Origin of the sequence: Kocuria sp. NPDC057446, assembly GCF_042802875.1 — a bacterium.
GTDB lineage: Bacteria > Actinomycetota > Actinomycetes > Actinomycetales > Micrococcaceae > Kocuria.
This window is the reverse complement of record NZ_JBHVDI010000118.1, coordinates 1-12,297: the sequence shown is the minus strand read 5'-3', so window position 1 is coordinate 12,297 and position 12,297 is coordinate 1. Positions and strand designations below refer to the sequence as shown.

At 73.4% G+C, this 12,297-nt stretch carries 11 protein-coding genes; 2 read left to right on the top strand and 9 right to left on the bottom strand.

Translation table 11 applies throughout. From position 1 onward, the window contains the following. The 9 genes from ACFU0Y_RS13420 to ACFU0Y_RS13380 all read right to left on the bottom strand — a co-directional run. On the bottom strand, positions 1 to 1,154 hold a 1,154-nt coding region (locus tag ACFU0Y_RS13420), incomplete at its 3' end, for a hypothetical protein (protein WP_380215029.1). A gap of 89 nt (positions 1,155 to 1,243) precedes the next feature. Beyond that, complete coding sequence (locus tag ACFU0Y_RS13415) at positions 1,244 to 2,551, bottom strand: thymidine phosphorylase (protein WP_380215028.1); 1,308 nt, start codon at positions 2,549 to 2,551, stop codon at positions 1,244 to 1,246. A gap of 20 nt (positions 2,552 to 2,571) precedes the next feature. Then, complete coding sequence (locus tag ACFU0Y_RS13410; protein ID WP_380215027.1) at positions 2,572 to 3,051, bottom strand: cytidine deaminase; 480 nt, start codon at positions 3,049 to 3,051, stop codon at positions 2,572 to 2,574. A 7-nt stretch (positions 3,052 to 3,058) separates the two neighbouring features. Then, positions 3,059 to 4,471, bottom strand: a complete 1,413-nt coding sequence (locus ACFU0Y_RS13405) for an ABC transporter permease (protein WP_380215026.1) — start codon at positions 4,469 to 4,471, stop codon at positions 3,059 to 3,061. Continuing rightward, positions 4,468 to 5,802: an ABC transporter permease gene (locus tag ACFU0Y_RS13400; RefSeq protein WP_380215025.1), complete on the bottom strand. Its 1,335-nt coding sequence runs from the start codon at positions 5,800 to 5,802 to the stop codon at positions 4,468 to 4,470. Before ACFU0Y_RS13400 ends, ACFU0Y_RS13405 begins: the two co-directional genes overlap by 4 nt. Continuing rightward, entirely contained in the window at positions 5,799 to 7,415 is a 1,617-nt protein-coding gene (locus ACFU0Y_RS13395; RefSeq protein ID WP_380215024.1) for an ABC transporter ATP-binding protein, read from the bottom strand. The genes ACFU0Y_RS13400 and ACFU0Y_RS13395 overlap by 4 nt, the downstream gene beginning before the upstream one ends. 118 nt (positions 7,416 to 7,533) lie before the next feature. After that, positions 7,534 to 8,643: a BMP family protein gene (locus tag ACFU0Y_RS13390; protein ID WP_380215023.1), complete on the bottom strand. Its 1,110-nt coding sequence runs from the start codon at positions 8,641 to 8,643 to the stop codon at positions 7,534 to 7,536. Positions 8,644 to 8,749: 106 nt separating this feature from the next. After that, entirely contained in the window at positions 8,750 to 9,997 is a 1,248-nt protein-coding gene (locus tag ACFU0Y_RS13385; RefSeq protein ID WP_380215022.1) for an amidohydrolase, read from the bottom strand. A 39-nt stretch (positions 9,998 to 10,036) separates the two neighbouring features. Further along, on the bottom strand, positions 10,037 to 11,164 hold the full coding sequence (locus ACFU0Y_RS13380) for a mannose-1-phosphate guanylyltransferase (RefSeq protein WP_380215021.1): 1,128 nt from the start codon (positions 11,162 to 11,164) through the stop codon (positions 10,037 to 10,039). Between the two features lie 224 nt (positions 11,165 to 11,388). Between ACFU0Y_RS13380 and sdhC the strand changes: the two genes are divergently transcribed. Then, a complete protein-coding gene (sdhC, locus tag ACFU0Y_RS13375) occupies positions 11,389 to 11,769 on the top strand; it encodes a succinate dehydrogenase, cytochrome b556 subunit (RefSeq protein ID WP_380215020.1) in 381 nt (126 codons plus the stop codon). Between the two features lie 5 nt (positions 11,770 to 11,774). Next, positions 11,775 to 12,263: a succinate dehydrogenase hydrophobic membrane anchor subunit gene (locus ACFU0Y_RS13370; protein WP_380215019.1), complete on the top strand. Its 489-nt coding sequence runs from the start codon at positions 11,775 to 11,777 to the stop codon at positions 12,261 to 12,263. Positions 12,264 to 12,297: the final 34 nt, after the last annotated feature.

The window sequence follows — 12,297 nt, the reverse complement described above, 5'->3', positions numbered from 1 at the left end:
GCCCCGGTGGGCGCGGCCGGCTCGCCGTCCGCGTCCCACTCGGGCGCGTCGACGTGGTCGGGGACGTCGTGGTGGACCCCTCCCCGGCCGGGGTCGTCCTGGCTCGAGCCGCTGCGGGCGGCGTCGTGCTGCTCCTCGTCCGCCCGGCCGTCCGCCGCCGGGGCCTCCACGGCGGGAGCATCTCCAGGAGCGGTCTGCGCCCCGGTGCTCGGCCCGCTCGTAGGGTGGCCGGTCGACCCCTCGGCCGGCTCGGCGGTCCGCTCCGTCGCCGTCCCGCGGGCGGGCTCGGCGGCCGGCTCGGAGCTCGCCGCGCCGTCGGGGCCGTGGGCGGCACCGGTCGCGGAGGACCCGGTCCCCGCGGCAGCGACGGCCGCGAGGCCGCCTCCGGCCACGGCGCCGGTCCCCGCGGGGCGCTGCGCGCCCTCGGGCTGCTCCTGCGCGGAGGGCTCACCGTCGGACCGCTCCTGCGCGGGGGGCGTCCCGTCGGCGGTCCGCCCGGGAGCGGTCTGCGCGCCGGCGGCGGCCTGCCCCTCACCCGGCAGGCCGGCACCCGGCGTGGGCCGGCCCGACCGCCAGGTCCGGACGTCCTCGGTGCCGTCGGGGAAGCCGTAGGTCGTCAGCACGGGCCGGACCCCGTCCTGCTCCGGGCCCACCTCGATGCGGGCGGTCTGCCACGCCCCGCGCGGCGAGGACATGGCCTCGCTGTAGAGGTCGGCCACGGGGTCGAACAGCGGCGAGTCCTGGTCCACGGTGCCGGACTCCAGGGACGGCTCGGCGTCCCCCACGGACTGCTCGGTCTGGTGGGTCATGGTGTTGCCGCGCTGGACGAGCGTGAGCACGGCGCGGTCGGCCCCCCGCGCCGTCAACCGGCCCACGAGGTAGGGCAGCGGTCCGCGGTCGGGCAGGGGCCGGGCCTCCCCCGGGCCGTGCTCCTCGGGCCCGTGCCCGTCGGGGCCCTGGCGACCGGTGTCCTGGTGCCCGGCGTCCGGGGCACCCGTGTCCCGGACGCCGGTGCCGCGGCCCTCGGATCCGGCGCCCGGACCGGCAGGCCGCTCCGGGCCCCCGGACTCGGCGCGCGGTGTGCTGTCCTCGGTGTTCTTCCGGAAAATGCCTCGCAGACCCAACTGGACCCACCCTTCCGAGCGTGTGCGCACGCCCTCGGTTCTCGTTTCGCGCTGGTTCTCTCCGCAGTATAGGCGGGGCCCCGGGCCGGCCCCCGTGCCCGGGGCCCGGCGTCCGGGGCTCAGCGCACGGTCTCGAGGACCACGGCGCGGTCGGCGCGGGCCGCAGACGCCTGCGGGACGATCACGGCGGCGCCCTCGAGGGCCTGCCGGGCCCGCGCGAAGCGCTCGGGGGTGTCGGTGAGCAGGGTCAGCAGGGGCTGCCCGGCCCGGACGGTGTCCCCGGGCTTGGCGTGGAGCAGCACCCCGGCGCCGGCCTGGACCGGGTCCTCGCGCCGTGCCCGGCCGGCGCCGAGGCGCCACGACGCCACCCCGACCTGGAGGGCGTCGAGCTCGGCGAGCACGCCGTCGGCCTCGGCCACCACGGTCTCCGACTCCCGGGCTTGCGGCAGGGGGGCGTCCGGGTCACCGCCCTGGGCGGTCACCATGGCCCGCCACACGTCCATGGCCCGGCCGTCCCGCAGCGCCTCCGCCGGGTCGGCGTCGGGGATCCCGGACGCGGCGAGCATCTCGGCGGCGAGCGCCACCGTGAGCTCCACGACGTCGGCCGGGCCTCCGCCGGCGAGCACGTCGACGGACTCCTGGACCTCCACGGCGTTGCCGACCGCCAGACCGAGCGGCGTGGACATGTCGGTGAGCAGGGCGGTGGTCGTGACCCCGGCGTCGGTGCCGAGCTCGACCATCGTGCGGGCGAGCTCACGGGCGGACGCCAGGTCCTTCATGAACGCCCCGGAGCCCACCTTGACGTCGAGCACGAGGGACTGGGTGCCCTCGGCGATCTTCTTGGACATGATGGAGGAGGCGATGAGCGGGATCGACTCGACCGTGCCGGTGACGTCCCGCAGCGCGTAGAGCTTCTTGTCCGCGGGCGCCAGCCCGGACCCGGCCGCGCAGATCACCGCGCCCACGTCCCGCAGCTGGGCGAGCATCTCCTCGGTGGAGAGGGCGGCCCGCCACCCGGGGATCGACTCGAGCTTGTCCAGGGTGCCGCCGGTGTGGCCGAGGCCGCGCCCGGACAGCTGGGGGACGGCCACGCCGTAGACCGCCACGAGGGGCGCCAGCGGCAGGGTGATCTTGTCCCCCACCCCGCCGGTCGAGTGCTTGTCGGCGGTGGCCGAGCGCGCCCCGGAGCGCACGAGCGCGGAGAAGTCCATCCGCTCGCCGGAGGCGATCATCGCCTTCGTCCAGGAGGCGATCTCGTCGCGGTCCATGCCGCGCAGGAAGATCGCCATGGCCAGGGAGCTCATCTGCTCCTCGGCCACGATCCCGCGGGTGTAGGCGTCCAGGACCCACGCGATCTGCCCGGGCGACAGCGCACCGCCGTCGCGCTTGGTCCGGATGACGTCGACGGCGTCGAACTGTTCGGTCATGAGGGGGTCCTTTCGAGAGGTCAGAGGTTCTCGGGGCCGAAGGCGTCGGGCAGCACCTCGGCCATGCCGCGCACCCCGGAGACGGTGAGCAGCCGCAGCCCGGGGGCGCGGTGCTCGTGCAGCAGCTGGCGGCACCGCCCGCAGGGCATGAGGACGTCGCCGTGCCCGTCGACGCACACGAACGCGACGAGGCGACCGCCGCCGGACATGTGCAGCGCGGAGACCAGGCTGCACTCGGCGCACAGGGTCAGCCCGTAGGAGGCGTTCTCCACGTTGCACCCGGAGACCACCCGGCCGTCCTCGGTGAGGGCGGCCGCGCCCACCGGGAAGCGCGAGTACGGGACGTAGGCGTGCTCGAGGGCCGCCACGGCCGCCTCCCGCAGCCGGTCCCAGTCGACCCGGGTCTCCTCGCCGGGGCTCGCCCCGCCGCCGGGATCGCCGCCGGAGTCGTTGCCGGAGTCGTTGCCGGAGTCGTTGCCGGGGTGCAGGTCCTCGTTCACGGGTGGCTCACTCCTTGGTGTAGGGCCGGCCGATGGCCGCGGGGCCGCGGGAGACGCCCACGAGCCCGGCCACGGCGAGGATGGTGACCACGTACGGGAGCATGGCCAGGAACTGGCTGGGCACGGGCGTGCCCAGGAAGGACAGGATCGACTGCAGGTTGGACGCGAAGCCGAACAGCAGGGACGCGAGCAGCGCCCCCACCGGGTTCCACCGGCCGAAGATCAGGGCGGCCAGGGCGATGTAGCCCGCGCCGGAGGTCATGTCGCGGGTGAACGCGGAGACGGAGACCAGGGTGTAGAAGGCCCCGCCGAGTCCGGCGACCATCCCGCCCAGCAGCACGTTGCGGAAGCGCAGGGCGTTGACCTTCACGCCGAGGGTGTCGGCCGCCTTGGGGTGCTCCCCCACGGCCCGGGTGCGCAGACCCCAGCGCGTCCGGTACAGCGCGAACCACACGACCGCCACCGCGGCGTACATCAGGTAGCCGATCACGGACTGGTCGAAGACGATCGGCCCGATCAGCGGGATCTCCGAGAGCACGGGCACGGCGAAGCGCGGCAGCCGGGGCGGGGAGTTGAACACGCCCGGGGACGACTCCAGCACCGTGGCGAACAGGAAGCCGGTGAGCCCGGACACGAGCACGTTGAGCACCACGCCCACGATCACCTGGTTGACCCGGTAGGTGATCGAGAAGACCGCCAGCACGAGGGAGACCAGCCCGGCCCCCAGCACGGCGGCGAGCAGACCCACCCAGGCGCTGCCGGAGAGGGAGCCGGCCACCGCGGCGGAGAACGCGCCGAACAGCAGCTGGCCCTCGATCGCGATGTTGATCACTCCGGAGCGCTCGCACAGCAGACCGCCCAGCGAGCCGAAGATCAGCGGGATGGCCAGGGCCACGGACCCGGCCAGCAGCCCGGACAGGGACACGTCCGGGCTGCGCGCGCTGCCCACGACCCACACGAGGAAGCCGCTGACGAAGAAGAAGCCGAACACGAGCACCGCCCACCGGGGCAGCCGTGCCCGGGCGCGGGCGCGCAGCAGCGCGAGGACGGTCAGCCCGGCGAGCACCGCGGCGGTGAGCCAGCCCCACAGCACGCCGTGCACCACGAGGTCCGGCACCCGGAAGAGGTCCCCGGCCTCCGAGACGCGGAAGCTGACCGTGTTGTCCGGGGCGTTGAGCCCGAACAGCAGGAGGGCCACGAGGCTCAGCAGCGCGAGGACCACCGGGGTGCGCCAGCTCGTGACGCCCACGACCTCGTTGGCCGCGGTGGTGGACAGCTCGGCCTCGGCCGGCGGCGGCAGGGTCGCCGCGGCGGTGCCCGCGGACGCACGGTCGGACGCGCTGCCGGACGCGCGGTCGGCCGGTGCCGCCGACGCCCAGGGCGCCTGCTCGGAGCGCGGTTCCGGATCCTGCGAGCTCATGCCCGGCCTCCCTCGGTGGCGGTGGCGGTGTCGCCGGCGGCGGTCGTGGTGCCGGTGTCGGTGCCGCCGGTGTCGTTGGGGACGGTGTCGGTGGGGACGGCGGCGGCGGTCGTGGCGCCGCGCCCGCGCCGGCGGACCCGGTCCTGCCCGGTCCGCACGAGCGGCGGCAGGGCGATGAACAGCACGATCAGGGACTGGACGACCAGGACGATGTCGATGTTCGTGCCGGTCATCGACTGCATGGTCACGCCCCCCGCGCGGAACCCGCCGTAGAGCAGCCCCGCGAAGAACGTGCCCCACGGCTTCGACCGGCCCAGCAGGGCCACCGTGATCGCGTCGAAGCCGAAGGACGCGGCGACGCCCGCGGTCAGCGCGCGCTCGGTGCCGGAGATCTGGGCCACGCCCGCGAGGCCGGCGAGCGCGCCCGCCAGCACCATGACGACGACGAAGCCGCGCGTGACCGAGATGCCCGCGGTCCGGGCCGCGCGCGGGTTGGCGCCCACGGCCCGCAGCTCGAAACCGATCGTGGAGCGCTTGAGCAGCCACGCGACGAACACCGTGGCGAGGACCGCGAGCACGAACCCCCAGTGCAGCCGGAACTGCTCGCCCAGCAGCTTGGGGAACATCGCGGTCTCGGCGACCTGCGGGCTCACGGGGTTGGAGGAGCCCGGGCGCAGGAACGCCGGGCGGGTGAGCAGCCAGGCGACCAGGTTGAGCGCGATGTAGTTGAGCATGATCGTCAGGATCACCTCGTGGGCGCCCGTGCGGGCCTTGAGCACGCCGACGATCGCGCCCCACAGCGCGCCGCCGACGGCGCCGGCGACGATCACGGCGAGCAGGTGCACGCCCACCGGCAGCTGCCAGGCGAAGCCGACCCACGCGGCGAGCGCGGCGCCGATCAGCAGCTGCCCCTGGGCCCCGATGTTGAACAGCCCGGCCTGGAAGGCGACGGCCACGCCGAGCCCGGCGAGCACCAGCGGCGTGGCCACGGTGAGGGTCTCCGCGAGCGGATAGACCCGCTGGGCGAGGGTGCCGCCGTTCGGGTTGTAGACCGCGCCGTAGAACATCGCCTCGTAGGCGGAGGACGCGGCGGCCCACATGGCCGCGAGGGTGTCCCCGGGGCGGGCGAAGAAGTAGCCCGCGGAGTCGGCGACCCGGTCGTCGGTCAGGGCGATGAGCAGTCCGCCCAGGACGAGGGCGGCGACGATCGCGAGCACGGACTGCACCGCGGAGCCCGTCCAGTCCCGCCGGGGGCGCCCGGGGGCGACGTCCGTGGGCGGCGGCGCCTTCTGCTGGTCGGCGACCGCGGGGGCCGCTCCGGTGGCGCTCATGCCTGCTCCTTCGTCTGCGGCCCGGCGGCGGGCGGGGCGTCGGTCTGCGGGGACGCGGCCGGGGCGGAGCCGGTCGGCCGGCCGGCCGCGGGCCAGGCCCCGGCGGCCCGGAGCTCCTCCGCGGTGGCCCCGGCCATCATCTGCCCCAGCACGTCGCGCGGGGTGTCGGGGCCCACGATCCCCATGATCCGGCCGTGGAAGAACACGGCGATCCGGTCGGCCAGCGCGTACACCTCGTCGAGCTCGGTGGAGACGATGAGGACGGGCACCCCCTTGTCCCGCTCCGCGACGATCTGCTCGTGGATGAACTCGATCGAGCCGACGTCCACGCCGCGGGTGGGCTGCGCGGCGAGGAACAGCTCGAGGGGCCGGGAGAGCTCCCGGGCGATGACGACCTTCTGCTGGTTGCCGCCGGACAGGGTCTGCACGGGGGCGTCCACGGAGGGGGTGCGGACGTCGAACTGCTCGACGGCCCGGCGGGCGTTGGCCTGGACCTCCCCCAGGCGCAGGGAGGGGCCGCGGGAGAAGCGGTCGTCGCCGTAGAGGTCCAGCACGAGGTTCTCGGCCACGGTGAACGGACCCACGAGCCCGTCCGTGGTGCGGTCCTCCGGGACGAAGCCCACGCCCGCGTCGAGGACCTGGCGCACCGACCTCCCGAGCAGCTCCGTGCCGCCCAGCCGGATCGACCCGGTGGCCCGCTCCCGCAGACCGAGGATCGCCTCCGCCAGCTCCGTCTGGCCGTTGCCCTGCACGCCGGCCACCGCGAGGATCTCGCCGCGGGCCACGTGGAATGCGACGTCGTCGAGCAGCTTGACGCCGTTGTCGGCGACCACGGTGAGCCCGGAGACCACGAGGGCGTGCTCCCCCGGTTCGGCGTCGTCCTTGGCGACCGTCAGCGACACGTCGCGGCCCACCATGAGGGCCGCGAGCTCGGCGGTCGAGGCCTCCGGGGAGGTCTGCCCCACCACCCGGCCGCGGCGGATCACCGTGATGACGTCCGAGATCGCCTTGACCTCCCGCAGCTTGTGGGAGATGAAGAGGATCGACTTCCCGGAGGAGCGCAGCTGGCGCATGATCTCGAGCAGCTCGTCGGTCTCCCGCGGCGTCAGCACGGCGGTGGGCTCGTCGAGGATGAGCACCTGCGCCTCGCGCACGAGCGCCTTGATGATCTCGACGCGCTGCTGCACGCCCACCGGCAGGTCCTCGACCACGGCGTCCGGGTCCACGTGGAAGCCGTAGCGCTCGGAGATCTCCCGGATCCGGCGTCGGGTGCTCTCGAGGTCCAGGGTGGCGCCGCGGGTGCTCTCCGCGCCGAGGGCCACGTTCTCCGCGACGGTGAACACCGGCACCAGCATGAAGTGCTGGTGCACCATGCCGATCCCGGCGGCCATGGCGTCCCCCGGGCCGCGGAAGGACACCTCGGAGCCGTCCACGAGGATGCTCCCCTCCGTGGGCCGGTACAGGCCGTAGAGGACGTTCATGAGGGTGGACTTGCCGGCCCCGTTCTCGCCGAGGAGGCAGTGGATCTGCCCGGGCTCCACGACGAGGTCGACGTCCTCGTTGGCCGCGAAGGAGCCGAACCGCTTGGTGATGGACTGCAGTTCCAGCTTCATGGTGGGTGGTCCTCCTCCTGGGCCGTCCGACGGCCCCGGGCGGGCACGCCACCGCCGCCGGGTGCGGCCCGGGGCCTCCGCCGGCGGCGGTGGGTGCGGTGGTCGGTCTCGTCCGGGATCAGGCCTGCGGCGAGTTCTCGGACTCGACGGTGACCGTGCCGTCGATGATGTCCTGGCGCAGCTGCTCGACCTCGGCGGCGAGCTCCTCGCCCACGGCGTCCTCCTGGTCGTGGAAGGGGGCGATGCCCACGCCGTCGTTGTCGAGGGTGCCGACGTAGGGCTCGTTGTCGAACTCGCCCCCGGCGGCCGCTGCGACGACGTCCTCGACGGAGGTGCTCATCTGCTTGAGCACGGAGGTGAGCTGGTACTCCTGGCCCTGGTCGAGGGTCTCGTAGCCGTCGGCGTCGACCCACACGAAGCGGACCTCGTCGCCGCCGCCGCCGTTGGCCTCGACCACGGCGTCGAGGGTGCCGAGGGCCGCCTGCCCGGCGACGGGCAGGACGATGTCCGCTCCCTCGTTGATGAAGTTCTGCGTGGTGGTCTTCGCGGCGGAGGTGTCCGTGAAGCTGTTGACGAAGGTGCCGTCCTGGGAGTCCTTGTCCCAGCCCAGCAGCCGGACGTCCGCGCCCTTGGTCTCGTTGTAGTGGTCGATGCCGTCGGCGAAGCCGTCCATGAACACCGTCACGGTCGGGATGTCCATGCCGCCGTAGGTCGCCACCGTCCCGCTCTCGGTGCTGCCCGCCGCGACGTAGCCGGCGAGGAACGCGGCCTCGGCGGTGTTGTAGACGAGCGGCTTGACGTTGTCGAGCTCGATCGAGGCGTCGTCGACGATCGCGAAGTTCGCGTCGGGGTTGGCCTCGGCCACCGCCCGGGTGGCGTCGGCGAGGAGGAAGCCCACGGACAGCGTCAGGTCGCACCCGGACTGGACCATGGACGTCAGGTTGGGCTCGAAGTCGGTCTCGGCCTGGGACTCCGCCTGGTTGACCTCGATGCCCATGGACTCCTCGACGGCCTGGAGGCCCTCGTAGGAGTTCTGGTTGAAGGAGCGGTCCTGGAACCCGCCGGAGTCGGAGACGATGCAGCCGGTGAAGTCGGTGGCCTGCTCCTGCGCCTCCCCGCCCTCCTCGGGGGCCGCGCCGCAGCCGGCGAGCACCAGGGCGGAGACGCCGAGCAGCGCGGCGGCGGAGAGCGGGCGGGTTCCTCGGGACGTCAGGGGCGAGAAGGTCATGGTTCCTCCAGGAGACGGGCGCGGCCGGGCGGTGGGCCCGGTGGCGCGGGAGCGCGACGTGGTGCCACTCTACCCACGGGTAGTCGCGGCGGGCCGGAGGCCGCGGTTAATTCGTGGTGACGTCCGGGCGGGTCTCCCGGGAGTGCAGCCGGATGGCGCGCAGGGCCGTGTTCGCCATGACCTGGATGCCGCAGCCGATCGCGGCCTCGTCCGCCACGTAGTCGGACTGGTGCAGGTCGTAGGTGTGCCCGCCCCGGGTGCGGGTGCCCAGGCGCATCATCGCCCCGGGGACCTCCTGGAGGAACCACGCGAAGTCCTCCCCGCCCATCGACTGGTGCACCAGCACCACCGCGTCCTCGCCGAGCTCGGCGCGGGCGGCGTTCTCGATCAGCGTGGTCTCGGCCTCCCCGTTGACCACCGGCGGGACGCCGCGGATGTGCTCCAGCTCCACGTCCACCCCGTAGGGCGCCGCGACCTGGTGCACGACCTCGTCGAGCAGCGTGCCCGCCCGGTGCCAGGCGTCGGCGTCGAGGCAGCGCATGGTCCCGGACATGAACCCCGTGGCCGGGATGGCGTTGGGCGCCACCCCGGCGTGCATCTGCCCCCACACCACGGCCACCCCGGAGCGGACGTCGATCCGCCGGGACAGCACCGCCGGGACGTTGACGGCGATCTGGGCCATCGCGTAGACGAGGTCCTGGGTGAGGTGGGGGCGGGAGGTGTGCCCGCCGCGGCCGGTGAACTCGATGCGCACGGTGTCCGAGGCGGACGTGATCGCCCCGATCCGGGTGCCCACCTGGCCGACGTCGACCTTGGGCTCGCAGTGCAGGGCGAACATCCGGGGCACGCCCTCGAGGACGCCCTGGCGCAGCACGGTGAGGGCGCCGCCGGGCAGCTGCTCCTCGGCGGGCTGGAAGACGATCCGCACGGTCCCGGCGATGTGGGCGGTGCGGTGCAGGTCCGCGAGCACCTTGGCCACGCCCACCATGACCGTGGCGTGGATGTCGTGCCCGCAGGAGTGCGCCACGCCGTCGTTGACCGACGAGTACTCGAGGCCGGTGCCCTCCTGGATGGGCAGCGCGTCGATGTCCGCCCGCAGCCCCACGGCGATCGGCCCGTGCCCGATGTCCACGTAGCAGCCGGTGTCCGAGAGCCGCACCGGGGCCAGGCCCATGCCCTCCAGGGCACCCACGATCCGGTCCGTGGTGCGGAACTCCTGGTAGGACAGCTCCGGGTGGCGGTGGAGGTCCCGCCGGAAGGCGATCAGGTCGGGCAGGTAGCGCTTGAGCAGGGGGCCGATGGCGGGCGGGAGGCCGGCCTCCAGGGCCGCGGCGGAGGATGGCGCGTCAGGCATCTGTCCAGACTACTCCCGGGGCCGCGCGGCCCCGGACGCTCACAGGACGTCCGTGTTGCCGCTCTGCTTGAGGGAGGCCACCGCGTCCTTGACGCGCTGGGCGTGCTCGCGGGTGGTCACCAGCAGCGCGTCCGGGGTGTCGACGACGACGATGTCCTCGACCCCGATCAGCGCGATCATCCGGCCCGTGTCCGAGACGACGATGCCGCTGGAGCTGTCCGAGAGCACCCGGCTGTTGTCGCCGAGGACCGTGACGTCGGGGTCGGTCTCGGGGTCGACGTGGTTGAGCCGCCGGATCGCGGCGAAGTCCCCGACGTCGTCCCAGGTGAAGCTCGCCGGGACCATGGCCACGTCCCCGGCGGCCGCCGCGGGCTCGGCCACGGCGTAGTCGATCGCGATCTTCGGCAGCCCGGGCCACACCCGGTCCACCACCTCGTCCTGGGCGGGGGTGCCCCAGGCGTCGGCGATCTCGGCGAGCCCCGCGTGCAGCTCCGGCTGGCTCGCGGCGAGGTGGCGCAGGAGCAGGGAGGCGGGGGCCACGAACATTCCCGCGTTCCAGGTGTAGTTCCCGCTCGCCACGTAGTGCCGGGCGGTGTCCTCGTCGGGCTTCTCCACGAACTCCTCGACCTGCAGGGCGTGCGGCGCGTCCGGCAGCCCGAGCTCGGCGCCGGCCCGGATGTAGCCGAAGCCGGTGGCCGGGGAGCTCGGCGGGATGCCGATCGTCACGATCCGCCCCGACGCGGCCGCGGCCACGGCCTCCCGGACGACGTCCTGGAACGCGTCGGCGGGCTCGATCACGTGGTCGGCGGCGAAGGAGCCGACGATCGCCTCGGGGTCCCGGCGCCGGACGAGCATGCAGGCCAGGCCGATGGCCGCCGCCGAGTCCTTCGGGGACGGCTCGAGCACGAGGTCGGCGCCGGAGAGCTCGGGCAGCTGCCGGCAGACCGCGGCCGCGTGCGTGCGCCCGGTGACGACCATCACCGGCCCGTCGCCCAGGCCCGCGAGGCGGTCGTACGTGGCGCGCAGCAGGGACGAGCCGGAGCCGGTCAGGTCGAGCAGGAACTTGGGGGCGTCGGCCCGGGAGAGGGGCCACAGCCGGGAGCCGACCCCTCCGGCAGGGATGAAGGGGTGGAAGTGCGCGAGTGGGGAGGTCACGGACAACACCATACGACGTCGCCCGGGAACGCCCGGAAAGCGACGTCCGCCTGCGGCGGAAACCGTGCGCCCGCGCGGGACAGGCTGTCAGTAAACACCGCCCGTGCTGGTATCGTGGGAGGGAACTCGCGCATCATCCGACACAGAGCCGGAGGGCTCCGCTCACGTCGTGCGCAGTGCGAATTCCCGGATATTTCTAGAGCGCACGACGGCGAGCGACTCAGGGAGGTTTTTCAGTGGCGAAGACATCCAAGGGCACCCTGTACCGCGGCCAGGCTCATGGCCAGTGGTCCTGGGTGGCCCACCGCATCACCGGCGTGGCCATCTTCTTCTTTCTTCTGGTCCACGTCCTGGACACCGCGCTCGTGCGGGTCTCGCCCGAGGCCTACAACGCGGTCATGGAGACCTACAAGAACCCGGTCATGGGCCTGGGCGAGGCCGGCCTCGTGGCCGCCATCGTGTACCACGCGTTCAACGGCCTGCGCATCATCATGGTCGACTTCTGGTCCAGCGGCACCAAGTACCAGAAGCAGATGCTCTGGGGCGTGCTCGGCCTGTGGGTCGTCGTCATGATCCCGTTCCTCATCCGTCACCTGTCCCACGTCTTCGGGGGTTAATCACAATGAGCACACCGCTCAAGGCAAGCATCTCGGTCCCCCGGAGCAAGGACCTCGAGGTCAACGGCATCAAGTACAACCGCTCCTCCTCCCGCCGCAACAACTTCGAGATGTACGCGTGGCTGTTCATGCGCATGTCCGGCGTGGTCCTGGTCGTGCTCGTCTTCGTCCACGTGTGGTCCAGCCTCATCGCCCCGGAGGGCGGCGTGAACGCCGTGGACTTCGCGTTCGTGGCCGGCAAGTGGGCCAGCCCGTTCTGGCAGGTCTTCGACATGCTCCTGCTGTGGCTCGCGATGCTGCACGGGACCAACGGCCTGCGCGTGATCATCGACGACTACGCGGAGCGGGACCGGACCCGGTTCTGGCTGAAGGTCTTCCTCTTCACCACGTCCGCCTTCGTGATCCTGCTCGGCACCCTCGTCATCTTCACCTTCGAGCCCTGCCCCGCCGGCGCGGACCCCGCGCTGCTGGCGAGCTTCTGCACCGCGGGCTGAGCCCCGGCGGAGGCGGCCCGCCCCGCGGCGGGCC